This is a genomic window from Pseudomonas sp. NFACC41-3, assembly GCF_900109505.1.
Taxonomy (GTDB): Bacteria; Pseudomonadota; Gammaproteobacteria; order Pseudomonadales; family Pseudomonadaceae; genus Aquipseudomonas; species Aquipseudomonas chlororaphis.
In genome coordinates, this window is sequence record NZ_FOAE01000001.1 from 591,890 (window position 1) to 618,005 (window position 26,116).

32 protein-coding genes and 1 tRNA gene are annotated in these 26,116 nt (G+C 58.6%); 23 read left to right on the forward strand and 10 right to left on the reverse strand.

Annotated features, from left to right (window positions below; genetic code table 11):
• Positions 1–167: 167 nt before the first annotated feature.
• The 3 genes from BMY68_RS02700 to BMY68_RS02710 all read left to right on the forward strand — a co-directional run bounded on the left by BMY68_RS02700 (position 168) and on the right by BMY68_RS02710 (position 2,918).
• Positions 168–797: a lytic polysaccharide monooxygenase auxiliary activity family 9 protein gene (locus BMY68_RS02700; protein ID WP_085530336.1), complete on the forward strand. Its 630-nt coding sequence runs from the start codon at positions 168–170 to the stop codon at positions 795–797.
• 60 nt (positions 798–857) lie between these two features.
• The gene (locus BMY68_RS02705) at positions 858–2,321 is read left to right on the forward strand and encodes a carbohydrate-binding protein (RefSeq protein ID WP_085530337.1); all 1,464 of its coding nucleotides are present in this window, start codon (positions 858–860) and stop codon (positions 2,319–2,321) included.
• Between the two features lie 135 nt (positions 2,322–2,456).
• Complete coding sequence (locus BMY68_RS02710; RefSeq protein ID WP_085530338.1) at positions 2,457–2,918, forward strand: DUF2214 family protein; 462 nt, start codon at positions 2,457–2,459, stop codon at positions 2,916–2,918.
• 64 nt (positions 2,919–2,982) lie between these two features.
• On the opposite strand, the gene BMY68_RS02715 is transcribed toward BMY68_RS02710, so the two are convergent.
• Both BMY68_RS02715 and csrA read right to left on the reverse strand, forming a co-directional pair.
• Positions 2,983–3,231 carry a hypothetical protein gene (locus BMY68_RS02715; protein ID WP_062823043.1) on the reverse strand — a complete coding sequence of 83 codons (249 nt, stop codon included), beginning with the start codon at positions 3,229–3,231 and terminating at the stop codon, positions 2,983–2,985.
• A 347-nt stretch (positions 3,232–3,578) separates the two neighbouring features.
• Complete coding sequence (gene csrA, locus BMY68_RS02720) at positions 3,579–3,773, reverse strand: carbon storage regulator CsrA (RefSeq protein ID WP_007920550.1); 195 nt, start codon at positions 3,771–3,773, stop codon at positions 3,579–3,581.
• A gap of 267 nt (positions 3,774–4,040) precedes the next feature.
• Between csrA and BMY68_RS02725 the strand changes: the two genes are divergently transcribed.
• Complete coding sequence (locus tag BMY68_RS02725; RefSeq protein ID WP_085530339.1) at positions 4,041–4,397, forward strand: SPOR domain-containing protein; 357 nt, start codon at positions 4,041–4,043, stop codon at positions 4,395–4,397.
• Between the two features lie 103 nt (positions 4,398–4,500).
• On the opposite strand, the gene BMY68_RS02730 is transcribed toward BMY68_RS02725, so the two are convergent.
• The 3 genes from BMY68_RS02730 to BMY68_RS02740 all read right to left on the reverse strand — a co-directional run bounded on the left by BMY68_RS02730 (position 4,501) and on the right by BMY68_RS02740 (position 6,755).
• Positions 4,501–5,190 carry an endonuclease gene (locus BMY68_RS02730; protein ID WP_007920548.1) on the reverse strand — a complete coding sequence of 230 codons (690 nt, stop codon included), beginning with the start codon at positions 5,188–5,190 and terminating at the stop codon, positions 4,501–4,503.
• Positions 5,191–5,194: 4 nt separating this feature from the next.
• Complete coding sequence (locus tag BMY68_RS02735; RefSeq protein ID WP_007920547.1) at positions 5,195–5,431, reverse strand: DUF1654 domain-containing protein; 237 nt, start codon at positions 5,429–5,431, stop codon at positions 5,195–5,197.
• 235 nt (positions 5,432–5,666) lie between these two features.
• A complete protein-coding gene (locus BMY68_RS02740; RefSeq protein ID WP_062823040.1) occupies positions 5,667–6,755 on the reverse strand; it encodes an asparaginase in 1,089 nt (362 codons plus the stop codon).
• Between the two features lie 323 nt (positions 6,756–7,078).
• On the opposite strand from BMY68_RS02740, the gene BMY68_RS02745 reads away from it, so the two are divergent.
• The 8 genes from BMY68_RS02745 to BMY68_RS02780 all read left to right on the forward strand — a co-directional run bounded on the left by BMY68_RS02745 (position 7,079) and on the right by BMY68_RS02780 (position 14,748).
• Positions 7,079–7,528, forward strand: a complete 450-nt coding sequence (locus BMY68_RS02745; RefSeq protein WP_062823039.1) for a hypothetical protein — start codon at positions 7,079–7,081, stop codon at positions 7,526–7,528.
• A 245-nt stretch (positions 7,529–7,773) separates the two neighbouring features.
• A complete protein-coding gene (locus tag BMY68_RS02750) occupies positions 7,774–8,730 on the forward strand; it encodes a sugar ABC transporter substrate-binding protein (protein WP_009043052.1) in 957 nt (318 codons plus the stop codon).
• 57 nt (positions 8,731–8,787) lie between these two features.
• Positions 8,788–10,341 carry a sugar ABC transporter ATP-binding protein gene (locus tag BMY68_RS02755; RefSeq protein ID WP_085530340.1) on the forward strand — a complete coding sequence of 518 codons (1,554 nt, stop codon included), beginning with the start codon at positions 8,788–8,790 and terminating at the stop codon, positions 10,339–10,341.
• Complete coding sequence (locus BMY68_RS02760; protein WP_053260356.1) at positions 10,338–11,315, forward strand: ABC transporter permease; 978 nt, start codon at positions 10,338–10,340, stop codon at positions 11,313–11,315. The genes BMY68_RS02755 and BMY68_RS02760 overlap by 4 nt, the downstream gene beginning before the upstream one ends.
• A 3-nt stretch (positions 11,316–11,318) precedes the next feature.
• Positions 11,319–12,338 carry a LacI family DNA-binding transcriptional regulator gene (locus BMY68_RS02765; RefSeq protein WP_085530341.1) on the forward strand — a complete coding sequence of 340 codons (1,020 nt, stop codon included), beginning with the start codon at positions 11,319–11,321 and terminating at the stop codon, positions 12,336–12,338.
• A gap of 22 nt (positions 12,339–12,360) precedes the next feature.
• Positions 12,361–13,278 (forward strand): ribokinase, encoded by a 918-nt coding sequence (gene rbsK, locus BMY68_RS02770; protein WP_085530342.1) that lies wholly within the window; start codon positions 12,361–12,363, stop codon positions 13,276–13,278.
• Positions 13,275–13,679, forward strand: coding sequence for a D-ribose pyranase (gene rbsD / locus BMY68_RS02775; RefSeq protein WP_085530343.1), 405 nt, complete (start codon positions 13,275–13,277; stop codon positions 13,677–13,679). Before rbsK ends, rbsD begins: the two co-directional genes overlap by 4 nt.
• 40 nt (positions 13,680–13,719) lie before the next feature.
• Complete coding sequence (locus BMY68_RS02780; protein ID WP_007920524.1) at positions 13,720–14,748, forward strand: nucleoside hydrolase; 1,029 nt, start codon at positions 13,720–13,722, stop codon at positions 14,746–14,748.
• A gap of 34 nt (positions 14,749–14,782) precedes the next feature.
• Here BMY68_RS02780 and BMY68_RS02785 read toward each other — a convergent pair whose 3' ends face one another.
• A complete protein-coding gene (locus BMY68_RS02785; RefSeq protein WP_009043057.1) occupies positions 14,783–14,995 on the reverse strand; it encodes a hypothetical protein in 213 nt (70 codons plus the stop codon).
• A 163-nt stretch (positions 14,996–15,158) separates the two neighbouring features.
• Between BMY68_RS02785 and BMY68_RS02790 the strand changes: the two genes are divergently transcribed.
• Both BMY68_RS02790 and BMY68_RS02795 read left to right on the forward strand, forming a co-directional pair.
• Positions 15,159–15,464: a hypothetical protein gene (locus BMY68_RS02790; RefSeq protein WP_007920522.1), complete on the forward strand. Its 306-nt coding sequence runs from the start codon at positions 15,159–15,161 to the stop codon at positions 15,462–15,464.
• A gap of 161 nt (positions 15,465–15,625) precedes the next feature.
• A complete protein-coding gene (locus BMY68_RS02795; protein ID WP_007920521.1) occupies positions 15,626–15,937 on the forward strand; it encodes an I78 family peptidase inhibitor in 312 nt (103 codons plus the stop codon).
• 73 nt (positions 15,938–16,010) lie between these two features.
• On the opposite strand, the gene BMY68_RS02800 is transcribed toward BMY68_RS02795, so the two are convergent.
• Both BMY68_RS02800 and BMY68_RS02805 read right to left on the reverse strand, forming a co-directional pair.
• Positions 16,011–16,223, reverse strand: coding sequence for a cold-shock protein (locus tag BMY68_RS02800; protein WP_003179963.1), 213 nt, complete (start codon positions 16,221–16,223; stop codon positions 16,011–16,013).
• Positions 16,224–16,516: 293 nt separating this feature from the next.
• Positions 16,517–16,816 carry a hypothetical protein gene (locus BMY68_RS02805; RefSeq protein WP_009043058.1) on the reverse strand — a complete coding sequence of 100 codons (300 nt, stop codon included), beginning with the start codon at positions 16,814–16,816 and terminating at the stop codon, positions 16,517–16,519.
• A 384-nt stretch (positions 16,817–17,200) separates the two neighbouring features.
• Here BMY68_RS02805 and thrS point away from each other — a divergent pair, with 384 nt between their 5' ends.
• From thrS to BMY68_RS02850, 9 genes are all read left to right on the forward strand, one after another.
• Positions 17,201–19,123: a threonine--tRNA ligase gene (gene thrS / locus BMY68_RS02810; protein WP_009043059.1), complete on the forward strand. Its 1,923-nt coding sequence runs from the start codon at positions 17,201–17,203 to the stop codon at positions 19,121–19,123.
• Positions 19,123–19,674 carry a translation initiation factor IF-3 gene (infC, locus tag BMY68_RS02815; protein ID WP_169914426.1) on the forward strand — a complete coding sequence of 184 codons (552 nt, stop codon included), beginning with the start codon at positions 19,123–19,125 and terminating at the stop codon, positions 19,672–19,674. Before thrS ends, infC begins: the two co-directional genes overlap by 1 nt.
• Positions 19,675–19,734: 60 nt before the next feature.
• Positions 19,735–19,929 (forward strand): 50S ribosomal protein L35, encoded by a 195-nt coding sequence (gene rpmI / locus BMY68_RS02820; RefSeq protein WP_002553160.1) that lies wholly within the window; start codon positions 19,735–19,737, stop codon positions 19,927–19,929.
• A gap of 30 nt (positions 19,930–19,959) precedes the next feature.
• Entirely contained in the window at positions 19,960–20,316 is a 357-nt protein-coding gene (gene rplT / locus BMY68_RS02825) for a 50S ribosomal protein L20 (protein WP_007905879.1), read from the forward strand.
• 109 nt (positions 20,317–20,425) lie between these two features.
• Complete coding sequence (gene pheS / locus BMY68_RS02830) at positions 20,426–21,442, forward strand: phenylalanine--tRNA ligase subunit alpha (RefSeq protein WP_007920512.1); 1,017 nt, start codon at positions 20,426–20,428, stop codon at positions 21,440–21,442.
• A gap of 36 nt (positions 21,443–21,478) precedes the next feature.
• Positions 21,479–23,857: a phenylalanine--tRNA ligase subunit beta gene (gene pheT / locus BMY68_RS02835; RefSeq protein WP_085530344.1), complete on the forward strand. Its 2,379-nt coding sequence runs from the start codon at positions 21,479–21,481 to the stop codon at positions 23,855–23,857.
• A 3-nt stretch (positions 23,858–23,860) separates the two neighbouring features.
• Positions 23,861–24,163, forward strand: a complete 303-nt coding sequence (gene ihfA / locus BMY68_RS02840; RefSeq protein WP_002553164.1) for an integration host factor subunit alpha — start codon at positions 23,861–23,863, stop codon at positions 24,161–24,163.
• On the forward strand, positions 24,144–24,500 hold the full coding sequence (locus BMY68_RS02845; RefSeq protein ID WP_007920509.1) for a MerR family transcriptional regulator: 357 nt from the start codon (positions 24,144–24,146) through the stop codon (positions 24,498–24,500). Before ihfA ends, BMY68_RS02845 begins: the two co-directional genes overlap by 20 nt.
• A gap of 91 nt (positions 24,501–24,591) precedes the next feature.
• Positions 24,592–24,668: transfer RNA gene (locus BMY68_RS02850), tRNA-Pro, on the forward strand.
• A gap of 70 nt (positions 24,669–24,738) precedes the next feature.
• On the opposite strand, the gene BMY68_RS30010 is transcribed toward BMY68_RS02850, so the two are convergent.
• A complete protein-coding gene (locus tag BMY68_RS30010) occupies positions 24,739–24,996 on the reverse strand; it encodes a hypothetical protein (RefSeq protein ID WP_085530345.1) in 258 nt (85 codons plus the stop codon).
• A 391-nt stretch (positions 24,997–25,387) separates the two neighbouring features.
• Entirely contained in the window at positions 25,388–25,744 is a 357-nt protein-coding gene (locus BMY68_RS02865) for a phiTE_072 family protein (protein WP_239694061.1), read from the reverse strand.
• Positions 25,745–26,116 lie beyond the last annotated feature (372 nt).

Sequence of the window (26,116 nt, forward strand, 5' to 3'; positions counted from 1 at the left end):
CCCTGTAGGTTTGCGCTGTAATTATTGGTTGATGTCCCGGCTTTGTTGAGGTGCGACAATTTGCTCGGCATTTTGTATGCGCGAATCAGTAGACAAAACACTGGTTTGGACTAGTTTAAAAGTTCTCCTCAAGAAGGAGATTTATTTAATCAAAGGAGTGAACAATAATGAATAAGCCATTAGTTCAACCGAAACACGGGCGTGTCGTATCCCCCTCCAGCCGTGGCGCTGTCGCCGTCGAGCTGGGGCTGCTCGGCACCTGGCAGGTCAATGAGATGGAAGGCGGTAAAAATTTCCCGGCCCTGGTGGGCGGACCTTTTCAGAAGCCATACGAGAGCGACGTCGCCAGCGTTGTGCCACCGGCTGATGGGTATATCCTCAGCGGCGGCAAGACCGACGAGCGTGACTGCCTCAACTTCACCAATGAAGAAATGTCGAAGAAGCTTGGGCGTTCGTTCTCCTGGCCGTTGCTCAACGTCGATCCGGGGCAGGTGTTCCAGGTCAAGTGGGAGTACACCGCTCCTCATGTGACCCGCGGTTACAGCTGGTTCATCACCAAAGATGGCTGGGACCCGAAACAGCGTATCAGTCGTGCGCAACTGGAGCCGCAGGCTTTCTTCAAGGACTTCTATACACAAGTTCCGTATGACCAGCACGGCGATGAAATGAAGGCCAAGGTCGAACATCAGGTGACACTGCCCAAGAACAAGAAAGGCCATCACGTGATTGTGCTGGCGTGGATTGTCGCCAACACTGGCAATGCGTTCTATCAGGCGTTCGACGTCGACTTCAAATAGTCGACTTCGAATAACAGCAGAAGTTGTCATTCTCTTTAAATGGTTCTGAAGGATTAGAACGTGAACAAGATCAACTTTGCAGCGGTAAAAACTCAGGCGAATGATTCGGCATCGTTGATGCCGTCGATCGCAGGCAAGAAGATTCTCATGGGCTTCTGGCACAACTGGCCGGCTGGCCCCAGTGACGGCTACCAGCAGGGGCAGTTCGCCAACCTCGACCTGGTCGATGTACCCAAGGAATACAACGTGGTGGCGGTAGCCTTCATGAAGGGCAACGGCATTCCCACCTTCAAGCCCTACAACCTGTCGGACGAGGAGTTCCGGCGCCAGGTTGGCGTGCTCAACAGCCAGGGGCGGGCGGTGTTGATTTCCCTTGGCGGTGCGGACGCTCATATCGAGTTGCACAAGGGCAACGAGCAAGCGTTGGCCCACGAAATCATCCGTCTGGTGGAAACCTATGGTTTCGACGGGCTGGACATCGACCTCGAGCAGAGTGCCATCGATTTTGCCGACAACAAGATCGTGCTGCCGGCGGCGCTCAAGCTGGTGAAGGATCACTACGCAGGCGAGGGCAAGCATTTCATCATCAGCATGGCGCCGGAGTTTCCCTACCTCGCCACCGGCGGCAAATACGTCGGTTATATCCAGGCGCTGGATGGCTACTACGATTTCATCGCGCCGCAATACTACAACCAGGGCGGCGACGGTCTGTGGGTCCAGGAAGCCAACGGCGGGCAGGGTGCCTGGATTGCCCAGAACAACGATGCACTGAAGGAAGACTTTCTGTTTTATCTGACCGAGAGCCTGGTCACCGGTACGCGTGGCTATATCGCCATCCCTGCCGACAAGTTCGTGATCGGTCTGCCGGCCAACGTCGACGCGGCAGCAACCGGGTATGTCATCGACCCTGCGGCAGTGAGCAATGCCTTCAAGCGTCTGGATCATGCCGGATTGTCGATCAAGGGCCTGATGACCTGGTCGGTCAATTGGGATGACGGCCTCAACAAGTACGGCGTCCGTTACAACTGGGAGTTCCGTGATCGTTATGCGCCGCTGATCCATGGCGGCAGCGGCGAGGAGCGACCTTCGGCGCCGGGCAACCTGTTTTCCCCCGCGCAGACAGAGAACAGCGTGACCTTGAGCTGGAGTGCTGCCCACGGTGTTCGTCCAATCGAGTTCTACACCCTGTTTCGCGATGGCAAGCCGGTGGCCCAGACGGCCTCGCTGACCTTGAAGGACGAGGGGCTGAAAACCGATACGCTGTACAGCTACTTTGTCAGCGCCACGGACGCCCAGGGCAATCAGTCGCTGCCCAGTACCAACCTGAACATCAAGACCGCCGGCGGGGTGCCTGACCCGCAATACCCGGAATGGCAGTTGAATCATCACTATCGCAAAGATGATGGTGTGACTTATCAGGGCAATCTGTATCTGTGCTTTCAAGAGCACACCTCGAATGCCGGCTGGACTCCGGATGTCGCCTTCACCCTTTGGGCCAAGGTGGCGGTTCAGCGTCGTGCGTGAACGCGGCTAGGCGCAGTACAGAGGCGCCCCGATGACGGGCGCCTTTTTTATTGGGTGTCGGGCAAGGCAAAGCTGCGGGTTATGGGCTAATACTCACAGGCCGTTTTTTGTCATCCGTCAATGGAGAGTGGAGCGATGCTCATGCACTGGTTTCTCGCGGCCGTACACCTGTTGGCCTTTGCTGTCGCCTTTGCGGCGGTGCTCAATCGCGGTACAGCGTTGCGCCGCGTGGTCACCGAGGGGGCGGATGTGCGCCGGGCTCTGCTGGCCGACAATGGCTGGGGGCTGGCCGCCGCGGTGTTGTTGATCACCGGCTTGCTGCGCGCCTTCGCTGGTTACGAAAAAGGCACGGATTACTACCTGCACCAGCCGCTGTTTCATATCAAGATGACCTTGTTCGTCATCATCCTGTTGCTCGAAATATGGCCAATGGTTGTGCTGATCAGATGGCGAATCGCCCTGGGGCGCGGGGCGTCGATCGATACCGGCCGCGCCACGCTGTTTGCGCGCATCAGCCACCTGCAGGCGCTGCTGATTGTGCTGATAGTAGTGGCGGCCAGTGGCATGGCGCGTGGGGTCATGCTCAACCAGTCATGAGGTGAGGAGTCGCGTGTCCTCGGGCTTGCTGCGGGCTGTTGCGCGTCATCGAGCACCGCGCGCCCTAGCAGAGTTGGCTGAAAGCCTTGCTAATGGTGGCTCGGTTGGTTTTGAACTCGGCCTGCTGCACGGGAATGATGCCGAACTCGTCGCTGACGATAGCCAGCACGCGGTGCAGGTAGTCGACGTTGGCCTCGGAGCGGAAGGTGAATATTCCGCGTTTGACTTCGTAGAGCCCCTCCGTCGAGCAGGCGGCAATGGTCCGTATCGCATTCAGGTCGTTGGTGATCAGAAGGTAAGCGAACTCTTGCATATGACCACTCCTTGTTCGTAAAGCATCTGCCGATGGCAAGGGGGGAGCCTCGGCGGGTTCGCGGAGGCGATAGGTTTTGAAATTACTCCTCCTGCTCATTGCCACGCTACTGAGTATTTATACAAAAACGAGGGAGGGCTTTCTCCCGGCCGAGTCGTATCGACCGATTGCCGGGATGGAGCGCTATCAGTGAAGGGCTTGGGTAGTGCACTTTTGCCAGGGCTGGCGCTGGCGGCCTGAACTGCGCCGCTGCCATTTGAAGAGGGGGAGGGTGCTGCGGGGAATCAATCAACGATGACGCTGCGCCAGCCATTGTGATGAGACAAAGGGCTGGCTGCTCATGACGCTCAAGGTGTTTCGCGTTTGTCCGGGGCGGTGAGGCCGGCTTGGATCCGTTGGTAGATTTCTTCGCGATGGACTGCGACGTCTTTCGGGGCATTGATGCCGATCCGGACTTGCTGGCCGCTAACGCCCAGAATGGTGATCGTGATGTCGTCACCGATATTTATGCTTTCACCGACCTTGCGGGTGAGTATCAGCATGATCTTCTCCTTGATTGCTTAGTAGGGCACCTGATTCAGACAGTGCAGATGTCGGTAGTAGTGCGTATAGATTACTGCGAAGTACCACTGTGTGGGTGCCTCTTTCTGACGCGCAGACGCTGTATTAATTCCCGAGGTGCAACTATACAGAGGCGATAAATATCATTCTCCTTGTTTCGCGCTGATTTTGTGGCGTTTGTACAGGGGATTGGGGTGCTAAAATCGCCGCCTCAGACTTTCAAGGGGTAGGTTGTGCGCACAGTAGCGATGATGATAGCGGTCCTGGCATTGGCGGGATGCGGTGAAGGCAAGCATGTCGAGGAGGACAAGAAGGTGGCGCCGGTTGTCCAGGCACAGCCGCCGCAGGCCGCCACGAAACCGCAATGGGATGTGCTGGTCGCCGGCACCCTGCCTCAGGCGACGAGCGATCTGGCCGGCTGGCTGATCGAACACGGGATCATTTCCTATGTTGTCGTCGAAGATGGCAAGGATCGGGTGCTGATCGGCCCGTTCGATTCCCAGGCCGAAGCCGAAGCCAAGAAAACCGAGCTGGTCGAGAAGCTGACCAAGGCCAAGAAGCGCAATATCGAGCCGCAGGTGATCGAGCACCGCGTCGCGCAATAAGCTGTTCTTTTGGGTGCCGGGTCAAGGCCAGTCTTGCCGGCGCTCAATCATCCTTGAGGGGGCCATCCATGCCCCAGACGTTAATCGGCAACCCGGACGGATATCAGCCGCAGGCCTTCAGGTTGACCGGGCCGACGAACTCGTTGCCACGCCCCATCACACAAGCCACGCTCTGATTGCGCTGGCGCTCCCAGGGTTGTACCGGATAGGTCTTGTTCCAGGCTTCGTACAACTGGCGATCCTGTTTCGACAGGCGCAGGTTGTACTGCTTGCTCATATAGAAATAGGTTCGGGCGATCATGCCGCGAATGGACGGGCGCGGCATGACCTTCTTGGCCTTGAAGTCGACCTGAGTCAGGCACGAACCGTACTGGCCGGACCGCGCCGGCAGCCAGCCGAAGCTGAAGTTGTTACGGTCGCCATTGACCTCGCCGATGCTCGGCACCAGGTTGTGCAGATCGGCTTCGGCGCGTTGATAAATCGGGTCGTGGCGTGTGCAGTTCTTGCGCCCGCCTTGCTGCCAGCATTGACGCTGATGGCCGATCTGCCAGGCGGGAACGATGTGCTCCCATTCGATGCGCGCGGCGCGATTGGCGTTTTTGCGGGGGACATAGCCGCAGGCGGCGAGATTGACCCGATTGCCGCTGTACTTGCAGCCACAGTAGAACTCGGTGGATTGCGGGGCGTACAGCTTCCAGGCGATTTTCTTCGCTTCGTTGAAGGTACGGGGCGCATCGGCGTGGGCATTCAGGGCAACGCAAAACAGCAGTACAGCAAAACAGCGGGCAATCATCGACTCAGTCTTCCTTCGGCACGACCCAGAAAATCTGCACACCGCCGTCATCGCGATAGGCGAGGGTGACGTTGTCGTTTTCGGCGATTTCTTCGAGCAGGCGCTCCCACTCGTCGACCGCTTCGTCGGGCTGACGGAAGATCAGGGCGGCCTTGGCTTTTTGTGCGTTGGGCGAGTTGATGATTTTCTGAACGCGCAAACCGAGGCGTTCATAAGAGCTTGGTGGTGCTGCGGCGGGCACGGAACATTCCTTATTAGGCTGTATGCGCGTACAGTATTTTACTGTAGGAAATTTCGCAACCGCTTAAAATTCAAGAGGTTCTTCTGACAGCAATATCCGCGGATTACTGCAAAACGAATGAGTTTTTTATCTGCGGGATAAAGAAGAGGGCAGGCCAACCGGGGCGGAGCACTCGCCCAGGGCGGGCGAGTGCGGGGTAGAGCGGTGCCCGACCAGAGCAGGTCGGGCGGGCCAATCAGTATTCCCAGAACATCCGCTGCAGTTCCTTGCTGTCCTGGGTCTTGGTCAGGGCGACCATGGCCAGGATGCGGGCTTTCTGCGGGTTCAGGTCGTTGGCCACGACCCAGTCGTATTTGTCGTCAGGCTGTTCCGCGTTGCGCAGTACGAAGCCGCCGGCATTGACGTGGGACGAACGGATGATCTGTACGCCATTCTTGCGCAGCTCCTGCAGGGCCGGCACTACGCGGGAAGACACCGAGCCATTGCCGGTACCGGCGTGGATGATGGCTTTGGCGCCGGACTGGGCCAGGGCCTTGTAGGCGGTGTCGCTGACGTTGCCATAGCCATAGGCGATTTCGACGTCAGGCAGGCTCTTGATGGTCTTGATGTCGAATTCCGAATCCAGGGTGTGACGCTTGGCCGGCAGGCGGAACCAGTAGGATTTGCCTTCCACCACCATGCCCAGCGGGCCCCATGGGCTCTTGAAGGCTTCGGTCTTGATATTGATCATTTTGCTGACGTCGCGACCCGACTGGATCTCGTCGTTCATGGTGACCAGCACGCCCTTGCCATGGGCTTCCTTGCTGCCGGCGACGGCGACGGCGTTGTACAGGTTGAGCATGCCGTCGGCGGACATGGCGGTGCCCGGACGCATGGAGCCGACCACTACGATGGGCTTGTCGGTCTTTTCCACCAGGTTCAGGAAGTACGCGGTTTCTTCCAGGGTGTCGGTGCCGTGGGTGATGACGATGCCATCGACGTCCTTGCTGTCGGCCAGTTCGGCGACGCGGCGGCCCAGTTGCAGCAGGTTTTCGTTGGTGATGCTTTCAGAGGCGATCTGCATGACCTGTTCGCCGCGCACATTGGCGACCTGGCTCAGCTCGGGGATCCCGGCGATCAACTGCTCGATGCCGACTTTGGCGGCCTGGTAGGTGGCGCTGTTGGCGGCACTGGCGCCAGCGCCGGCAATGGTGCCGCCGGTAGCGAGTACGACCACGTTGGCCAGCTTCTGTTGGGTTTCGACTTCCTTGGCCTGCAATGCAGTCGGAAGGAGCAAGAGGAGGGCCAAAGCGCCCGGAACAAGGGTGTTGAAAGCAGATTTCATTATTTTCTCTCTAGTAGTGAGACGGTGCTGGTGCAGGTTCATCTAGATACACCCGAGACAGATCTGAATGCCGCGGGCGAAAGGGAACAGCAGGATCTGTACCAGTCGGACTTTGGTCGCAAAACTCTTTTAACTTAATGATTTATATCAACTTATTTTTAGTTATCGGATTCGGTGGCCGTTTCGTTGTCCGGTTTTCCGAATGCTCGGAAGATTTACGTTCGGTTGTCCGACAGTTCTGGTTAGCCTGAGGAAAAGGCTGAATTAAAGAGAAGGCCCTTGCAGCCGATGCCCTTCAAGGATCGTTTCTTTATGGAGCTCACATGTCTATTTCTGTCGGTTTTCCCGCTGCCGGGGCCATCACCATCAACGGTAAATCACCGGCCACTATCGAGGCTCTGAGCCAGGGTGCCGCCGATAGCGCTGCGCAAGCCCTGGGGATCGATGAAGAGGGCAAGCTGCGAGTGGCATCCGCTTCCGAGGCCGAGAAGGCAGAGACCCAAGGCTCTGAAGGGGATAATCAAAGCCTGGTGGTGAAAATGCTGCTCAAGCGCATGAAAGAACTGCAGGCCCAATTGCAGGAGCAACAGCAGCAGTTGGCTGCTGCCCAGGCGGCGAGCTACCCGACCCCGGAAGCCAAAGCGACGGTCGTGATGGCGATTCAAGGCCAGCTCGCCGATACCAGCGGTGCATTGCAGGAAGTGGTGGGGAAGCTGGTCAAGGAACTGAGCAAGGACGCTTCGTCAGGCGCACTGGTCAGTACCACCGCATGATTGTGTGATGTCGTACGGGGCGCCTGTCCTGGCGTTCCGGGCGGCTCATGGGCTTGGTTTGCCCGTTGACAAATAGCGGCAGGGTTCGCATAGTTCGTTTTACGCAAACGTTTGCGCAGGCCCTGGGCGATAAAAGTCATACACCTCTCAGGTTCGCTTCAAGCCGCGTTAATCGGGTCTGAAGGTCGTCGAGCGTACTCCGGCGCAAGCGTTGCTCACAATAATCATAAGATCGGAGTGAACCCATGAAGCTGCCATTCGCTGGACGTCTTCTCGCTGTCGCTGTTCTGGCTGCCGCATCCGCTACGCTTCCCCTTTCTTCGGCATTCGCCGAGACCCCGGAAAAACCCAAGGTCGCCCTGGTCATGAAATCCCTGGCCAACGAGTTTTTCCTCACCATGGAAGACGGCGCCAAGGCGTATCAAAAAGACCATGCCGCCGATTTCGACCTGGTTTCCAACGGCATCAAGGATGAAACCGACACCGCCAACCAGATCCGTATCGTCGAGCAGATGATCGTTTCCAAGGTCAACGCGCTGGTGATCGCCCCGGCGGACTCCAAGGCCATGGTGCCGGTGATCAAGAAGGCGGTGGACGCCGGTATCACCGTGATCAACATCGACAACCAGCTGGATCCGGCCGTACTCAAAAGCAAAAACATCAGCGTGCCTTTTGTCGGCCCCGACAACCGCAAGGGCGCGCGTCTGGTGGGCGAGTACCTGGCCAAGGATCTGAAGGCCGGGGACGAAGTCGGCATCATCGAAGGCGTGTCGACCACCACCAACGCCCAGCAGCGCACCGCAGGCTTCAAGGATGCGATGGAGGCCGCGCAGATCAAGGTGGTCTCGCTGCAATCCGGTGATTGGGAAATCGATGCCGGCAACCGCGTCGCCGCCGCCATGCTCAGCGAATACCCGAACCTCAAGGCGCTGCTGGCCGGCAACGACAGCATGGCCGTCGGTGCCGTCTCGGCGGTGCGCGCGGCGGGCAAGGCCGGCAAGGTCAAGGTGGTCGGCTACGACAACATCAATGCCATCAAGCCGATGCTCAAGGACGGTCGCGTGCTGGCGACCGCCGACCAGTTCGCCGCCAAGCAGGCGGTCTTCGGTATCGAGACGGCGCTGAAGATCCTCAAGGGCGAGAAGGTGGACGGTGGCGCCAATGGCGTGATCGAAACTCCGGTTGAGCTGGTCACCCAGTAATCTTTCTGGCGGCGCAACGGCGCCCGCCTGAACAGGCGGGCGCATGGAGAGTTTCTTATGTCAGTTTCCGCTGTGAACGCTGTCCTTTCGGTCAGCGGTATCGGCAAGACCTATGCGCAACCGGTATTGACCGGCATCGACCTGACGCTGATGCGTGGGGAAGTGCTGGCGCTGACCGGGGAAAACGGCGCGGGCAAAAGCACCTTGTCGAAAATCATTGGTGGCCTGGTGACCCCGACCACCGGCGAGATGCGCTTCAACGGTCAGGCTTACCGTCCCGGCAGTCGCACCCAGGCCGAAGAGCTGGGCATCCGCATGGTCATGCAGGAACTCAACCTGTTGCCGACCCTGTCGGTGGCCGAGAATCTGTTCCTCGATAACCTGCCCAGCCGTGGTGGCTGGATCAGTCGCAAGCAGTTGCGCAAGGCGGCGATCGAAGCCATGGCCCAGGTCGGCCTGGAGGCGATCGACCCCGATACCCTGGTCGGCGAACTGGGGATTGGCCACCAGCAGATGGTAGAGATCGCGCGCAACCTGATCGGCGACTGCCATGTGCTGATCCTCGACGAGCCGACCGCGATGCTCACGGCCCGCGAAGTCGAGTTGCTCTTCGAACAGATCACTCGTCTACAGGCCCGTGGCGTGGCCATCATCTATATCTCCCATCGCCTGGAAGAGCTGGCCCGGGTCGCGCAGCGCATTGCGGTGCTGCGCGACGGTTGCCTGGTCTGTGTCGAGCCGATGGCCAATTACAACAGCGAGCAACTGGTCAACCTGATGGTAGGGCGCGAGCTGGGCGAACACATCGATCTCGGCCCGCGCAAGATTGGCGCGCCGGCCCTGACGGTCAGCGGCCTGAGTCGTTCCGACAAGGTTCTGGACGTGTCTTTCGAGGTGCGCAGCGGTGAGATCTTCGGTATTTCCGGGTTGATCGGGGCGGGGCGCACCGAACTGTTGCGACTGATCTTCGGCGCTGACAAGGCTCACAGCGGCACGGTGGCCCTGGGTTCTCCGGCGCAGGTGGCGAATATCCGTTCGCCGGTCGATGCAGTGGCCCACGGCATTGCCCTGATTACCGAGGACCGCAAGGGTGAAGGCCTGCTGCTGACGCAATCCATCAGCGCCAATATCGCCCTGGGCAACATGCCGGAGATCTCCAGTGGCGGCCTGGTCAATGGTCGTGACGAATCGGCATTGGCGCAGCGGCAAATCGATGCCATGCGCATTCGCAGTTCGGGGCCCGCGCAGCTGGTATCCGAACTGTCAGGGGGCAATCAGCAGAAGGTAGTCATCGGCCGCTGGCTGGAGCGCGATTGCGCGGTGCTGCTGTTCGACGAGCCGACCCGGGGCATCGATGTCGGCGCCAAATTCGATATTTATGGCCTGCTTGGCGAACTGACCCGCCAGGGCAAGGCGCTGGTGGTGGTCTCCAGCGACCTGCGGGAGCTGATGCTGATCTGCGACCGGATTGGCGTGCTGTCCGCCGGGCGCCTGATCGAGACCTTCGAGCGCGACAGCTGGACCCAGGATGAACTGCTTGCCGCCGCTTTCGCCGGCTATCAAAAACGTGATGCGTTGCTCAACGAAGCGGCGCCTAGGGACCTCCCATGAAAACTGCATCTTCGGCCGGCAAACGTGGCGGCAACTATTACGGCCTGGGCACCTACCTGGGGCTGGCCGGTGCCTTGCTGGCAATGATTGCGCTGTTCTCGACACTGAGCAGCCACTTTCTTTCCTACGACACCTTCAGCACCCTGGCCAACCAGATCCCGGACCTGATGGTGCTGGCGGTGGGTATGACCTTTGTCCTGATCATCGGCGGCATCGATTTGTCCGTCGGCTCGGTGCTGGCCCTGGCGGCCTCCACCGTCAGCGTGGCGATTCTCGGCTGGGGCTGGAGCGTGGTTCCGGCGGCATTGCTGGGCATGGGTTGCGCGGCATTGGCCGGGACCATCACCGGCTCGATCACCGTGGCCTGGCGCATTCCTTCGTTCATCGTCTCCCTCGGCGTGCTGGAAATGGCGCGCGGCGTGGCTTACCAGATGACCGGATCGCGCACGGCCTATATCGGTGATGCCTTCGCCTGGTTGTCGAACCCGATCGCCTTCGGTATCTCGCCATCGTTCATCATCGCCTTGCTGATCATCTTCATCGCCCAGGCGGTGCTGACGCGCACGGTGTTCGGCCGCTACCTGATCGGCATCGGCACCAACGAAGAAGCGGTGCGCCTGGCGGGCATCAATCCCAAGCCCTACAAGATCCTGGTGTTCAGCCTGATGGGGCTGCTGGCGGGCATCGCCGCGCTGTTCCAGATTTCCCGCCTGGAGGCCGCGGACCCGAATGCCGGCTCCGGCCTGGAGCTGCAAGTGATCGCGGCCGTGGTGATCGGCGGCACCAGCCTGATGGGCGGACGCGGATCGGTGATCAGCACCTTTTTCGGGGTGTTGATTATCTCGGTGCTGGCCGCGGGGCTGGCGCAGATCGGCGCGACCGAGCCGACCAAACGCATCATCACCGGCGCGGTCATCGTGATTGCGGTGGTGCTGGATACTTATCGCAGCCAGCGCGCAAGCCGGCGGAGCTGAGTCATGGCAACGATCAAAGATGTGGCGGCGCTCGCAGGGATTTCCTACACCACGGTTTCCCACGTGCTGAACAAGACGCGTCCGGTCAGCGAGGAAGTGCGGATCAAGGTCGAGGCGGCGATCCAGCAGCTCGACTACGTGCCCAGCGCCGTGGCGCGCTCGCTGAAGGCCAAGACCACGGCGACCATCGGCCTGTTGGTGCCCAACAGCCTCAACCCGTATTTCGCCGAGCTGGCCCGGGGGATCGAGGATTATTGCGAGCGTAACGGCTACTGCGTGATTCTCTGCAACTCCGACGACGACCCGGAAAAACAGCGCAGCTACCTGCGGGTGCTGTTGGAAAAACGCATCGACGGCCTGATCGTGACCTCGGCCGGTGGCGACGGCGGGCTGGCCAAGGGCCTGGCCGCCGTGCGCACGCCGATGGTGATCGTCGACCGCGGGCTGGAAGGGGTGGATGCGGACCTGGTGCGTATCGACCACGAATACGGTGCGTATCTGGCGACCCGTCATCTGCTCGAGTTGGGCCATCGCGATATCGCCTGCATCGGCGGCCCGGACTACACCAGCGTGGCGCAATTGCGTCTGGCGGGGTTCCAGCGGGCGTTGCGCGAAAACGGCGTGGAGGTGCCTGCGGAGCGCATCCTGCAGAGCGACTTCACCAGCACCGGCGGTTATCACGCGGCGGCCCAACTGCTGGAGCTCAACCCGCCCAGCGCGATTTTTGCCAGCAACGACATGATGGGCATCGGTGTGCTGCGCGCGGCGGCGGAGCGCAATATCCGGGTGCCGAGCGAACTGTCGGTGATCGGCTTCGACGACATCCAGATGAGCCGTTATGTGTATCCGGCGCTGACTACAGTTGGTCAGTCGATCCTGCAGCTGGGCGAGCAGGCGGCGGAGCTGTTGTTGCGCCGCATTGCCACCCCAGGATTGCCGACTGACCAGCGTATCGTCACCCCAAGCATTGTCCTGCGCGAGTCGACGGCGCCCGTGGCCGGCGCATTCGCCGAGTACCGTTGAATCGAATTGTGAGTATCGATGTATGCCAGCAAAAGTAGTGGTAGTAGGCAGCCTCAATATGGACCTGGTCACCCGGGCCGAGCGGTTGCCGCGTGCCGGTGAAACCCTGATCGGCCAGTCGTTCGCCACGGTTTCCGGTGGCAAGGGGGCGAATCAGGCGGTAGCGGCAGCCCGCCTGGGCGCGCAGGTGTCGATGGTCGGTTGCGTCGGTGATGATACCTACGGCGAGCAATTGCGCTCGGCGTTGCTCGCCGAACGGATCGATTGCCAGGCCGTCACCGCTGTCGCCGGCTCCAGTGGCGTCGCCTTGATCGTGGTGGACGACAGCAGCCAGAACGCAATCGTGATCGTGGCCGGTAGCAACGGTCAGCTCACGCCAGAAGTGGTCAGCGGCTTCGACAAGGTGCTGCAGGCGGCCGACGTGATCATCTGCCAGCTCGAAGTGCCGCTGCCCACGGTGGGGCATAGCCTCAAGCGCGGCCGTGAACTGGGCAAGACAGTGATCCTCAATCCCGCGCCGGCCAGTGGCCCTCTGCCGGCGGATTGGTACGCGTCCATCGACTATCTGATTCCCAACGAAAGCGAGGCCGCGGCCCTCAGCGGCTTGCCGGTGGATTCCCTGGCGAGCGCCGAAGCCGCGGCCGCCCGCTTGATCGCCGCCGGGGCCGGCAAGGTCATCATCACGCTCGGCGCCCAGGGCTCGCTGTTCGCCAATGGCACGAGCTTCGAGCATTTTCCGGCGCCCAAGGTCAAGGCGGTCGACACTACGGCCGCCGGCGATACCTTCGTCGGTGGTTTTGCCGCCGCCCTGGCCGCCGGCAAGAGCGAGGCCGAGGCGATTCGTTTCGGTCAGGTCGCGGCAGCGCTGTCGGTGACCCGCCCAGGTGCGCAACCTTCCATTCCCACGTTGTCCGACGTACAGGCGTTCTCTCCCGCATGAAAAAAACACCCTTGCTCAATGTCGCCCTGTCGCGACTGATTGCCTCCCTGGGGCACGGCGATATCGTGGTCATCGGCGATGTCGGCCTGCCGGTGCCGCCGGGCGTCGAGTTGATCGACCTGGCCCTGACCCAGGGTATTCCGGATTTTCTCAGCACCTTGCAGGTGGTGCTTTGCGAGATGCAGGTGGAAGGCCATGTGCTGGCGCAGGAGATCCTGGATCGACAATCCCCGACCCTGCAAGCGCTCGAGGCGTTGAGCGCCGAGGGGGCGCTGGGCGCGCGCAAGCTGTTGAGCCACGATGAGTTCAAGGTGCTCAGCCGCCAGGCGCGGGCAATCGTTCGTACGGGGGAGTGTCAACCTTATTGCAACATCGCTTTGATTGCCGGGGTGACGTTCTGAGCGTTGCCTCTCTCTGTTCAACCACGCAAAGGAGTGCGCCATGCACCGCTATGCTCAGCTACTGAAACACCTGATCCGGAGTGTTCTGCTCGTGTCCCTGTTCACTGCTACCAGCGCCCATGCGGCAGAAAAAATCGATCTGATCATCGATACCGATCCGGGTGCCGATGATGTGGTTGCGTTGCTGTTCGCCCTGGCATCGCCGGAAGAACTGCAGATCCGCGCGCTGACCACGGTGGCCGGCAACGTGCGCCTGGACAAGACCTCGCGCAATGCGCGCCTGGCCCGTGAGTGGGCGGGGCGCGAAGAGGTGCCGGTGTACGCCGGCGCGCCGAAGCCGCTGCTGCGCACGCCGATCTATGCCGAGAATATTCACGGCAAGGAAGGCATTTCCGGGGTCACGGTGCATGAGCCGAAAAAGGGCCTGGCCGAGGGCAGTGCGATCAATTACCTGATCGACACCCTGCGCGCCGCCAAGCCCCACAGCATCACCATCGCCATGCTGGGGCCGCAGACCAACCTGGCGCTGGCGCTGATCCAGGCACCGGATATCACTCAAGGCATCAAGGAAGTGGTGGTCATGGGCGGGGCGCATTTCAATGGCGGCAACATCACCCCGGTGGCCGAGTTCAACCTGTTCGCCGATCCGCAGGCCGCCGAGGTGGTGCTCAAGAGTGGCGTGAAGCTGACTTACCTGCCGCTGGACGTCACCCACAAGGTGCTGACCAGCGATGCGCGCCTGCAGAAGATCGCGGCCTTGAACAACAATGCCAGCAAGGTGGTGGGCGATATCCTCAACGAATACGTCAAGGGTGACATGGAACACTACGGCATCCCGGGTGGCCCGGTGCATGACGCGACCGTCGTTGCCTACCTGCTCAAGCCCGAACTGTTCAGCGGGCGCCAGGCCAACATGGTGATCGACAGCCGTGAAGGTCCGACCTTCGGCCAGACCATCGTCGATTGGTACGACGGCCTGAAGCAGGAGAAGAACGTGTTCTGGGTGGAGAATGGCGATGCCCAGGGCTTCTTCGATCTGCTGACCGAGCGCCTGGCTCGCCTGAAGTAAGTGCTATTCCCGGCAGGTGCCAGCCTGTCGGGCGTTACGCCTTCCCTGTATCCGGCGTGCCCGAGTGCTCGCCGGGATACTTCTCGAATATCTGCTCGATGAATGTCTGGGCCGCTTCGGTGCCCAGCTCCCTGATCAGCAAGTCGATGCCGATGATCGCCAGCTCTTCGGGGCTGCCGGGGCTGTAGGAACAATGGCCTTCAGGCCATTTGGCTTTGATGTCGGCGTCGATCGTCACGGTGGCCATGGAAGTCTCGCGAGCTCGGAAAGGATAGGGCCGGACAGGCGCTTGTCGAGGGCTTCCGGTCTTGTAGAGTTAAACACCTTGGCGGGCTTTTCGCACTCCGACTTAGGCATGGGGGGAGGGCTGTGCGACACTTGGTCATTGTCTGTTTTCAAAGGGTGCCAGTGTGCAGATCGATTTGAACAACCCTGATGCCTTGACCTTCGAGGCGGTGCGCCAGTTGCTGGCGTCGGCCAGTGACGATGTGCATACCCAGCTGCGAGTGACCAAGGCGGGCATTGCCTATATCTCGTCGGGCGTGGTCGGTGGCGCGGACATCGACGGCCTGCTGTTCAGGCTGGAGACCTGGGCCGCCGGTTCCGGTTATGTCGGGCGGGTAGCGGCCAGCGATGAGGTCTGGGTGACGCAGATTTTTAACGCGTTGAAACAGAACTGGCCGAAGCCACCATTCGATTACATCGATATTTACTGAGGCTGTTCATATCCGGTCACGATTGCTGCATGAAAACGTGGCCGTACCTGATGCAGACTTGCCCGCTGCCTGGCCAAGAGGCCATTGGCCAGTCCGTTTGTGAAACCAATAGTCAGAGCGGTTGTCGCACTATCTCTGCTTATTTTTGAAAAGGAGGCTTCATGCCTTGGAAGCTCGCGTCATTCGGTACCTTGTTGGCTGCAGTCGTTTTGACGGGGTGCAGCACTTCTTCGCCGGATAAGGATCCGGTAGCGACCGAGAGCGGCCATAGCCGCTGTGAGGCTAAGGCGGCCGAATTCGCCATCGGCAAAAAAGCTTCGCCTGAGCTGCTGGAACAGGCGCGTACTCGCGCAGGTGCGCAGAACGCCCGTATTCTCAAGCCGAATGACATGATCACCCTGGAATACCGTTCCGATCGGCTGAACCTAAACACCGATACCAATCTGGTGGTCACCCGGGTCAACTGCGGCTGATCCTGTCAGCGCTTTTGCACCTTGCATAAAAAACCCCGTCACATGGACGGGGTTTTTTTAGCTCGCTGAGAAATTACTCAGGACGAACTTGTGCAGCTTGCATACCCTTTTGGCCTTTCTCAGCCACGAAGGAAACGGTCTGGCCTTCTTTCAGGCTTTTGAAACCGTCGCTTTCAATAGCTTTGAAGTGTACGAACAGGTCGTCACCGCCACCTTGAGGAGTGATGAAGCCGAAGCCTTTTTCATCGTTGAACCATTTTACGGTGCCGGTTTGGCGATTAGACATGGTGTATCTCCAAGAAACATATATTTTCAGTAGTACTGTGCTGCTCAGGCCAACTGGGCACACCGGGCTATCATAGTCGAAATGTTCGACTTGGGAGCCCCCCGGACGTGCCGATTCCCAGGTGCTTGAGTCCGTTTTGTTGCTCCGATCGGCTGAAGGCCCCGGTTTAAGGGGCTTTCGCTGAAAATATTCGGTGATAAAAAAAGCCGTAAAAGCTGCATAAATTGTGAAAAAAGGCCGGTTTTCAGATCGCATCGAACCTGATTCAAGGCCCTCTCTCGCGCTTTAAAGGCTTATTTCACCACCCGGCAAGCGGCAATAGCGTCCAGGGCCTTGGTTCTCAGCGCCGGATCCGGTTGAGTCTGCTTGCTCATGAGCTGTTTGATTTCGTCGGTAGTGAATTTCTCATTGAGCTTGTCCGCACCACAGGCGCAGTGCTTTTCCGCACTTTTCACATCAACGCTCTGGCTGGCGGCAGCCGTGCAATCCTTCATGTATTCGGCACGTACCCCGGCTGGCCAGGCGGCTTGCGCGCTCAGTGGCAGCAGCAGGGCAAAAGGGGCGGCAAGGGCGAATAGTTGGGTGAGGCGCATGAGTCGAGCTCTCCTGGGATTGGTACAAGAATGGCGATTCTCGGTGTATTTGAGACCTTGCGTACACACCAAGTTCACTTTCTCGAAAGAAAGCGTGGATACGCTGGTCCCGGTGGGAAGTACGGCGCGATGACCGTTCATCTGTGCTAGCATGCCCGGCTTGGGTGTTTTCAGGCTCTGGGCGAGTTTCAATCCCACCGCGGTCTATGCCTCTATTTTTCTGATTTGAACTCCAGTCACTCTGGTTCGTTTTACCGGTTGGCCGCAAGGCTCCTGCCACTGTGAGGCAGGCGTTCGTCACGAACGGCCTGGATCGAACCGCGTACTGGCTCATCCCAACCCACGTGACCTTTGGTAGGGGTCACCACTAGGAGAGGAGGCGCCATGCCCACTATTACTCTTCCCGACGGCAGTCAACGTTCATTCGATCATCCGGTTTCCGTAGCCGAGGTCGCCGCATCCATTGGTGCAGGTCTGGCCAAGGCCACCGTGGCCGGCAAGGTCAATGGCAAATTGGTCGACGCCTGCGATCTGATCGACAGCGACGCGACCCTGCAAATCATCACGCCAAAGGATGAAGAGGGGCTGGAGATCATTCGCCACTCTTGCGCTCACCTGGTTGGCCACGCGGTCAAGCAGCTGTATCCGACAGCGAAGATGGTTATCGGTCCGGTGATCGATGAAGGCTTCTATTACGATATCGCCTACGAGCGTCCTTTCACCCCGGACGACCTGGCGGCCATCGAGCAGCGCATGCAGCAGCTGATCGAGAAAGATTACGACGTCATCAAGAAGGTCACTCCGCGCGCCGAAGTGATCGAAGTGTTCAAGGCTCGCGGCGAAGACTACAAGCTGCGCCTGGTCGAGGACATGCCGAATGAACAGGCCATGGGCCTGTACTACCACGAAGAATACGTCGACATGTGCCGTGGTCCGCACGTGCCGAATACTCGCTTCCTCAAGTCCTTCAAACTGACCAAGCTGTCCGGCGCCTACTGGCGCGGCGATGCCAAGAACGAGCAATTGCAGCGCGTCTATGGCACTGCCTGGGCGGACAAGAAGCAGTTGGCGGCTTATATCCAGCGTATCGAAGAAGCCGAAAAGCGCGACCATCGCAAGATCGGCAAGCGTTTGGGTCTGTTCCATACGCAGGAAGAAGCGCCGGGCATGGTGTTCTGGCATCCGAACGGCTGGACCCTGTACCAGGTGCTCGAGCAGTACATGCGCAAGGTGCAGCGCGACAATGGCTACCTGGAGATCAAGACTCCGCAGGTGGTCGATCGCAGCCTGTGGGAGAAATCCGGGCACTGGGCCAACTACGCCGAAAACATGTTCACCACCGAGTCGGAAAGCCGCGACTACGCCATCAAGCCGATGAACTGCCCGTGCCACGTGCAGGTATTCAATCAGGGCCTGAAGAGCTACCGCGAGTTGCCGATGCGTCTGGCCGAGTTCGGTGCCTGCCACCGTAACGAGCCGTCCGGTGCATTGCACGGCATCATGCGTGTGCGTGCCTTCACCCAGGACGATGCGCATATCTTCTGCACCGAAGAGCAGATGCAGGCTGAGTCCGCGGCATTCATCAAGCTGACCATGGATGTTTATGCCGACTTCGGCTTCAAGGACATCGAAATGAAGCTTTCCACTCGCCCTGAAAAGCGTGTGGGTTCCGACGAGCTGTGGGATCGCGCTGAAAATGCCTTGGCCGCCGCGCTTGATAGCGCCGGGCTGCCGTATGACCTGCAACCGGGCGAAGGGGCGTTCTACGGTCCGAAAATCGAGTTCTCGCTGAAAGACTGCCTGGGTCGTGTCTGGCAGTGTGGTACCCTGCAGCTCGATTTCAACCTGCCGATCCGTCTGGGCGCCGAGTACGTTTCCGAAGATAACAGCCGTAAACATCCGGTGATGTTGCACCGGGCGATCCTCGGCTCCTTCGAGCGTTTCGTCGGTATTCTGATCGAGCATTACGAAGGGGCATTCCCTGCGTGGCTGGCTCCGACCCAGGCCGTGGTGATGAATATCACTGATAAACAGGCAGATTTTGCCCTCGAAGTGGAAAAAACCCTCAACCAAAGCGGATTTCGTGCCAAGTCCGACTTGAGAAATGAAAAGATCGGCTTTAAAATCCGCGAGCATACTTTGCTCAAGGTTCCCTATCTCTTGGTTATTGGAGATCGGGAAGTCGAGACGCAGACTGTCGCTGTGCGTACCCGTGAAGGTGCTGACCTGGGCTCCATGCCCGTCGCCCAATTCTCGGAGTTCCTTGCACAAGCGGTTTCCCGGCGTGGTCGCCCAGATTCGGAGTAATTATTATTAAGCGTGAAATGAGACAAGATAAACGAGCTGCACCGAAAGCCCCGATCAACGAGAATATCTCGGCACGCGAGGTTCGGTTAATTGGCGCTGACGGCGAGCAGATTGGCATCGTCTCGATTGATGAAGCGCTTCGTATTGCTGAAGAAGCCAAGCTTGATCTGGTGGAAATCTCCGCCGACGCAGTCCCACCGGTTTGCCGTGTGATGGACTACGGCAAGTCGATCTTCGAGAAGAAGAAGCAGATTGCCGCGGCGAAGAAGAACCAGAAGCAGATTCAGGTAAAAGAAATCAAGTTTCGTCCAGGGACGGAGGAAGGGGATTACCAGGTAAAACTGCGCAACCTGGTACGTTTCCTGAGTGACGGGGACAGGGCCAAGGTATCCTTGCGATTCCGCGGCCGTGAGATGGCCCACCAGGAGCTGGGGATGGAACTCCTCAAGCGGGTTGAAGCTGACCTGCAAGAGTACGGTTCGGTCGAACAGCATCCTAAGATGGAAGGACGCCAGCTGATCATGGTCATCGCCCCGAAAAAGAAGAAGTAATCAACAGGGCACGGCAGGCCTTCTGATTATGTTTATCAACTGAATGCGGAGTATCCGAACATGCCAAAGATGAAAACCAAAAGTGGTGCTGCTAAGCGGTTTCTGAAAACTGCTAACGGTATCAAGCACAAGCACGCTTTCAAGAGCCACATCCTGACCAAAATGTCGACCAAGCGTAAGCGTCAACTGCGCGGTAGCAGCTTGCTGCATCCGTCTGACGTGGCAAAAGTCGAGCGCATGCTGCGCCTTCGTTAATTTTTGGATCAAGAATAGAGGAAGTAACTCATGGCTCGTGTAAAGCGTGGCGTCATTGCCCGTAAACGTCACAAAAAAATTCTGAAACTTGCTAAAGGCTACTACGGCGCGCGCTCCCGCGTATTCCGTGTTGCCAAGCAAGCGGTAATCAAGGCAGGCCAATACGCCTACCGCGACCGTCGTCAGAAAAAACGTCAGTTCCGCGCTCTGTGGATCGCTCGTATCAACGCTGGTGCTCGTATCAACGGTCTGTCCTACAGCCGTTTCATCGCCGGCCTGAAAAAAGCGTCCATCGAGATCGACCGTAAGGTTCTGGCTGATCTGGCAGTGAACGAAAAAGCGGCGTTTGCTGCGATTGTCGAGAAAGCTAAAGCCACTCTGGCTTAAGTACCCCCGACAGTCACCCGGGCTCACCTCTGTGGGCCCAGGTGTTAAACGTCATAAATAGGGGAAGAGCCTACAAGCTCTTCCCCTATTTTGTATCTGGAGTCTGTACATGGAAAACCTGGATGCGCTGGTCTCTCAAGCACTAGAGGCTGTGCAAAGCGCTGAAGACATCAATGCCCTGGAGCAAATCCGGGTTCAGTACCTTGGCAAGAAGGGTGAATTGACTCAGGTGATGAAGACCCTGGGGAATTTGCCGGCAGAGGAGCGCCCGCAGGTCGGCGCCCTGATCAACGTTGCCAAGGAGCGTGTTACAGAGGCTCTCAATACGCGTAAGGCTTTGTTTGAAGAAGCTGAACTGGCTGCCAAACTGTCCGCCGAGTCCATCGATGTGACCCTGCCTGGCCGTGGCCAGGTCTCCGGCGGTCTGCATCCTGTGACCCGGACTCTGGAACGTATTGAACAGTTCTTCACCCATATCGGCTACGGCATCGCCGAAGGCCCTGAGGTCGAAGACGACTATCACAACTTCGAGGCGCTCAACATCCCAGGCCACCACCCGGCCCGTTCGATGCATGACACCTTCTATTTCAATGCGAACATGTTGTTGCGCACCCATACCTCTCCGGTACAGGTCCGCACCATGGAATCGCAGCAGCCGCCGATCCGCATCGTCTGCCCAGGCCGTGTGTACCGTAGCGACTCCGATATCACCCACTCGCCGATGTTCCATCAGGTCGAAGGCCTGCTGATCGATCGCGACATCAATTTCGCCGACCTCAAAGGGACCATCGAAGAGTTCCTGCGGGTGTTCTTCGAAAAAGAACTGGCAGTGCGCTTCCGTCCTTCGTACTTCCCGTTCACCGAGCCGTCCGCTGAAGTCGACATGGAATGTGTGATGTGCAGCGGCAAGGGCTGCCGTGTCTGCAAGCAGACTGGATGGCTGGAAGTCATGGGCTGCGGCATGGTTCACCCGAACGTGCTGCGCATGTCCGGGATCGATCCGGAAGAGTTCCAGGGTTTTGCCTTTGGCATGGGCGCCGAGCGTCTGGCCATGCTGCGTTACGGCGTGAATGACTTGCGCCTGTTCTTCGACAACGACTTGCGGTTCCTCGCGCAATTTCGCTAGGTCGCACGCCCGTAACGAATCTTTCAGGAGAGCAGGATGAAATTCAGTGAACAATGGCTGCGCGGCTGGGTAAGCCCGCAGGTAAGTCGCGACGAGCTGGTTGCTCGTCTGTCGATGGCCGGTCTTGAGGTCGATAGCGTAACGCCGGCCGCCGGTGTTTTCAGTGGCGTGGTGGTGGGCGAGGTGCTGAGCACCGAGCAACACCCTGATGCTGACAAACTGCGTGTTTGCCAGGTCAGCAACGGCGCGGAAACCTTCCAGGTCGTGTGCGGTGCGCCAAACGTGCGTCCGGGCCTGAAGATTCCTTTCGCCATGATCGGCGCGGAGCTGCCTGGCGACTTCAAGATCAAGAAGGCCAAGCTGCGCGGCGTCGAGTCGAACGGCATGCTGTGCTCCCAGGCAGAACTGCAGGTGGGAGAGGGCAATGACGGTCTGATGGAATTGCCGGCCGATGCGCCGGTAGGCAAGGATTTCCGTGAGTACCTGGAACTGGACGATGCCAGCATTGAGGTCGACCTGACTCCTAACCGAGGTGACTGCCTGTCGCTGGCGGGGCTCGCCCGTGAAGTCGGCGCGCTCTACGCAGCGCCTGTCGCCCGTCCGGTGGTGCTATCCGTGGCACCTGCGCACGATGAAGTGCGTCCGGTTGAAGTGCTGGCGCCCGCAGCGTGTCCGCGTTATCTGGGTCGGGTTATCCGTAATGTTGATCTGTCCAAGCCAACCCCGCTGTGGATGGTCGAGCGTCTGCGTCGCGCTGATGTACGCAGCATCGATGCGGCCGTAGACATCACCAACTACGTGATGCTGGAACTGGGGCAACCGCTGCATGCTTTTGACCTCGCCGAAATCAACGGTGGCATCCGTGTGCGGATGGCCGAAGACGGCGAGAAGCTGGTCTTGCTTGACGGTCAGGAAGTAGCCCTGCGCAGCGATACCCTGGTTATCGCCGACCATACCCGTGCTCTGGCGATTGCCGGTGTCATGGGCGGCGAGCACAGCGGTGTAGCGGCAACTACCCGCGACGTTTTCCTGGAAAGTGCCTTCTTCGACCAGATCGCTGTCGCTGGTAAAGCCCGTTCCTATGGCCTGCACACCGACGCCTCGCATCGCTACGAGCGTGGTGTGGACTGGCAATTGGCCCGTGAAGCCATGGAGCGCGCCACCGGCTTGCTGCTGGAGATTACTGGTGGCGAAGCTGGCCCGATCATCGAAGCCGTCAGCGAGCAGCACCTGCCGTCGATCGCTCCGGTCACTCTACGTGCCGAGCGCATCACCCAGATGCTGGGCATGGAAATCGAAGCGGCAGAAGTCGAGCGTCTGCTCGGCGCACTGGGTCTGAAGATTTCCGCCGATGGAGCAGGGCAGTGGCGCGTTGAAGTGCCAAGCCATCGCTTCGACATCAGCCTGGAAGTCGATCTGATCGAAGAACTGGCTCGCCTGTACGGCTACAACCGCCTACCGGTTCGCTACCCTCAGGCGCGCCTGGCTCCACAAGCCAAGGCCGAAGCTCGTAGCGATTTGCCTGAGCTGCGTCGTTTGCTGGTGGCCCGCGGTTATCAGGAAGCTATTACTTACAGCTTCATCGATCCGAAACAGTTCGAGTTGTTTAATCCAGGTGTCGAGCCGTTGTTGCTGGCTAATCCGATTTCCAACGACATGGCTGCCATGCGTTCCTCGCTGTGGCCAGGGCTGGTCAAGGCGCTTCAGCACAACCTGAACCGCCAGCAGGACCGTGTCCGTCTGTTCGAGAGCGGCCTGCGTTTCGTCGGTCAACTGGAAGGCTTGAAGCAAGAGCCGATGCTGGCCGGTGTGGTATGCGGTACTCGTCTGCCGGAAGGCTGGGCACAAGGTCGCGATGTCGTGGACTTCTTCGACGTCAAGGCCGACGTGGAAGCGGTGCTGGGTTTTGCCGGTGCACTCGATGCGTTCACTTTCGTGCCTGGTAAGCACCCTGCGTTGCACCCGGGTCAAACCGCGCGCATCGAGCGTGAAGGTCGTCTGGTTGGTTATATTGGCGCTATCCACCCTGAGTTGTCGAAAACCCTCGGTCTCGACCGTCCGGTCTTCGTTTTCGAGCTGGTTCTGGCCGAAGTAGCCTCGGGAAAAATGCCTGAATTCCGTGAGTTGTCGCGCTTTCCTGAAGTGCGTCGTGACTTGGCCTTGCTGGCTGATCGCGATGTTGCTGCCAGTGCGGTACTGGATGTAATCCGTGAGAATGCAGGCGAATGGCTGACAGACCTCAGGTTGTTTGACGTGTACCAGGGTAAAGGCATTGATCCTCATAGAAAAAGCCTTGCAGTTGGCTTGACCTGGCAGCATCCATCGCGCACTCTTAATGACGATGAGGTGAACTCCACGACGCAAAATATCCTCACCTCGCTCGAACAAAGGTTGAACGCCACGTTAAGGAAGTGACGTATGGGGGCTCTGACGAAAGCTGAAATGGCCGAACGTCTCTACGAAGAGCTGGGCCTGAATAAACGTGAGGCCAAGGAATTGGTCGAGCTGTTTTTTGAGGAAATCAGGCACGCTCTCGAAGATAACGAACAGGTCAAACTGTCCGGTTTCGGTAACTTCGATCTTCGGGATAAACGCCAGCGACCTGGCCGCAACCCGAAGACGGGTGAAGAAATCCCGATCACGGCACGCCGTGTGGTCACCTTTCGTCCAGGGCAGAAGTTGAAGGCCCGAGTTGAGGCTTATGCTGGAACCAAGTCATAACGACGAGCTCCCGGTCATTCCGGGCAAGCGCTACTTCACCATTGGTGAAGTCAGCGAGCTCTGTGCGGTCAAACCGCATGTGCTGCGTTATTGGGAGCAGGAGTTTCCTCAGCTCAACCCCGTCAAGCGCCGCGGAAATCGCCGGTATTATCAGCGCCAGGATGTGCTGATGATCCGGCAGATCCGCGCGTTGCTGTATGATCAGGGGTTCACCATCGGTGGAGCGCGCCTGCGCCTTTCCGGTGATGAAGCCAAAGACGACACCACCCAGTACAAGCAATTGATCCGTCAGATGATCTCCGAACTGGAGGACGTTCTGGTGGTACTCAAGAAATGATTTTCAGCTTTTAAAATACTTCCAAATTTCAAAAGCTTGCGATATATTCTTGAGCGCTTCATTAAGAAGCAAACCCAGTAACACGCCTAGTCGGGGCGTAGCGCAGTCCGGTAGCGCACTAGCATGGGGTGCTAGGGGTCGAGTGTTCGAATCACTCCGTCCCGACCATATTTTTCAATGACTTAGCCCAATCTTCACAGGTTGGGCTTTTTCATTTGTGGGGAGATTTTTCGGGACTTCATCCTGTCCTCCTCTTCAAAATTGTCAGTACAGGCCCGCGTGAGTCCGTGGCTGATACCCGAACCCCCCACTCTTTGCTCAGTCCGCGCTGCTTGTCGATAATCATGTTGACGGTGTATTTGTCGGCGATGTACCAGCACTGCGCTGTTTCACCGATCACCGTGTAGGTGATGCAATGCACTTCAAGACCATCTGAACCAATTGTGTCGATGTAGCGGTAGTGGTCCGGACCTGTCTTTTTGATTTCTTCAGGCATGACTTTGTCCTTGCCGCTATAGCGGCTGACTTTGAGGAGGAGTTTTCCTTTTCTGGTACCTGGTCTTTACTTCACAAACCAGATCACTATGAAGAGAAGGTCGTAATGGGCGAATGGTCGGATTACTTCGAGGACTTTCCGGAAGAAGATCCCGCGAATTTTAGTAAGCGAAATCCTGACCCCTTGGAGGGCGTCATGGAGTCGACAAAAAAGCGTGTTCGTGAGCGCTCCATCGCTGAGCGGGATGAGGTTCGGAAAAAACTTAACGAAGCTTTCTCCCGAGACAACTCAAAGAAGAACTAATCCTGGCTTTGAATGAGCTGGGATAAGGGTTGCTGCGGTGTGAATTCGCGTGCCTCTGCCGATATCAGGTCATAGGCATTCACGACCGTCATGCAGCCTGTTGCTGCTGTTCCTGGCGTAACGCCTGTTGAACAGCCTCGACAACACGTCGCAGGTACGTGAACTTGTGATTCTCTTCGACAGCCTTGCCATCGAGTGGGTAATGCCATTCCTCGCCGAATAGCTCGGTCAGCAGCGTGCTGTGGTGCCAGCATTCATTTGCACTCTCGATGCCGCGCAGAACATCGATGTCATGCCAAAGCTCGCGGGCTTCGCCCTTACTCAGCTCACCCAGTTCCCAATCATGGCGCCCGGTCTGTTGTCGGCGGCGTTGGACGATGCACTTCTTAGCCAGAGCATGCAGGGCGTTACCGCTGAAAACCGTCGAACTGATTCCGCGATCCAAACAGTTCAGGACGTAGTCCCAGCCACAGTCTGCGACGAACTCCGCGACTGTGCGCGGCCCCATCCCGCCCCAACGGGTGACTGGCTCTGTTTAAGAGCGTCTATGAAGCAGGCAATGGAAAAGTAATAAGGAAATTACGTGCTACGGAAGCTCATTTTGATGTTGGCTATTTCGCAGTTGAGCGGCTGCGCTTGGTTTGCCGCGGTTTCACATGGTTCATATGACTGCTACGACGGATTAGAAACCGAGTATCAGCTCGCCCAGTTCATAGGGCCGCTGGCTCTCATCGATCTACCATTCACGTTTGTAGCTGATACCGCCTCGCTCTCGTTCTGTTGGTATTGACGTGGTGTGGTGTTGTCGGTCACGCAT

Excerpts from the sequence above, each read along its gene's own strand:
- BMY68_RS02700 (WP_085530336.1), top strand. The coding sequence starts at position 168 with ATGAATAAGCCATTAGTTCAACCGAAACACGGGCGTGTCGTATCCCCC.
- BMY68_RS02710 (WP_085530338.1), top strand. The coding sequence starts at position 2,457 with ATGCTCATGCACTGGTTTCTCGCGGCCGTACACCTGTTGGCCTTTGCT.
- BMY68_RS02715 (WP_062823043.1), bottom strand. The coding sequence starts at position 3,231 with ATGCAAGAGTTCGCTTACCTTCTGATCACCAACGACCTGAATGCGATA.
- csrA (WP_007920550.1), bottom strand. The coding sequence starts at position 3,773 with ATGCTGATACTCACCCGCAAGGTCGGTGAAAGCATAAATATCGGTGAC.
- BMY68_RS02725 (WP_085530339.1), top strand. The coding sequence starts at position 4,041 with ATGATGATAGCGGTCCTGGCATTGGCGGGATGCGGTGAAGGCAAGCAT.
- BMY68_RS02730 (WP_007920548.1), bottom strand. The coding sequence starts at position 5,190 with ATGATTGCCCGCTGTTTTGCTGTACTGCTGTTTTGCGTTGCCCTGAAT.
- BMY68_RS02740 (WP_062823040.1), bottom strand. The coding sequence starts at position 6,755 with ATGAAATCTGCTTTCAACACCCTTGTTCCGGGCGCTTTGGCCCTCCTC.
- BMY68_RS02745 (WP_062823039.1), top strand. The coding sequence starts at position 7,079 with ATGTCTATTTCTGTCGGTTTTCCCGCTGCCGGGGCCATCACCATCAAC.
- BMY68_RS02750 (WP_009043052.1), top strand. The coding sequence starts at position 7,774 with ATGAAGCTGCCATTCGCTGGACGTCTTCTCGCTGTCGCTGTTCTGGCT.
- BMY68_RS02755 (WP_085530340.1), top strand. The coding sequence starts at position 8,788 with ATGTCAGTTTCCGCTGTGAACGCTGTCCTTTCGGTCAGCGGTATCGGC.
- BMY68_RS02760 (WP_053260356.1), top strand. The coding sequence starts at position 10,338 with ATGAAAACTGCATCTTCGGCCGGCAAACGTGGCGGCAACTATTACGGC.
- BMY68_RS02765 (WP_085530341.1), top strand. The coding sequence starts at position 11,319 with ATGGCAACGATCAAAGATGTGGCGGCGCTCGCAGGGATTTCCTACACC.
- rbsK (WP_085530342.1), top strand. The coding sequence starts at position 12,361 with ATGCCAGCAAAAGTAGTGGTAGTAGGCAGCCTCAATATGGACCTGGTC.
- rbsD (WP_085530343.1), top strand. The coding sequence starts at position 13,275 with ATGAAAAAAACACCCTTGCTCAATGTCGCCCTGTCGCGACTGATTGCC.
- BMY68_RS02780 (WP_007920524.1), top strand. The coding sequence starts at position 13,720 with ATGCACCGCTATGCTCAGCTACTGAAACACCTGATCCGGAGTGTTCTG.
- BMY68_RS02785 (WP_009043057.1), bottom strand. The coding sequence starts at position 14,995 with ATGGCCACCGTGACGATCGACGCCGACATCAAAGCCAAATGGCCTGAA.
- BMY68_RS02795 (WP_007920521.1), top strand. The coding sequence starts at position 15,626 with ATGCCTTGGAAGCTCGCGTCATTCGGTACCTTGTTGGCTGCAGTCGTT.
- BMY68_RS02800 (WP_003179963.1), bottom strand. The coding sequence starts at position 16,223 with ATGTCTAATCGCCAAACCGGCACCGTAAAATGGTTCAACGATGAAAAA.
- BMY68_RS02805 (WP_009043058.1), bottom strand. The coding sequence starts at position 16,816 with ATGCGCCTCACCCAACTATTCGCCCTTGCCGCCCCTTTTGCCCTGCTG.
- thrS (WP_009043059.1), top strand. The coding sequence starts at position 17,201 with ATGCCCACTATTACTCTTCCCGACGGCAGTCAACGTTCATTCGATCAT.
- rpmI (WP_002553160.1), top strand. The coding sequence starts at position 19,735 with ATGCCAAAGATGAAAACCAAAAGTGGTGCTGCTAAGCGGTTTCTGAAA.
- rplT (WP_007905879.1), top strand. The coding sequence starts at position 19,960 with ATGGCTCGTGTAAAGCGTGGCGTCATTGCCCGTAAACGTCACAAAAAA.
- pheS (WP_007920512.1), top strand. The coding sequence starts at position 20,426 with ATGGAAAACCTGGATGCGCTGGTCTCTCAAGCACTAGAGGCTGTGCAA.
- pheT (WP_085530344.1), top strand. The coding sequence starts at position 21,479 with ATGAAATTCAGTGAACAATGGCTGCGCGGCTGGGTAAGCCCGCAGGTA.
- ihfA (WP_002553164.1), top strand. The coding sequence starts at position 23,861 with ATGGGGGCTCTGACGAAAGCTGAAATGGCCGAACGTCTCTACGAAGAG.
- BMY68_RS02845 (WP_007920509.1), top strand. The coding sequence starts at position 24,144 with ATGCTGGAACCAAGTCATAACGACGAGCTCCCGGTCATTCCGGGCAAG.
- BMY68_RS30010 (WP_085530345.1), bottom strand. The coding sequence starts at position 24,996 with ATGCCTGAAGAAATCAAAAAGACAGGTCCGGACCACTACCGCTACATC.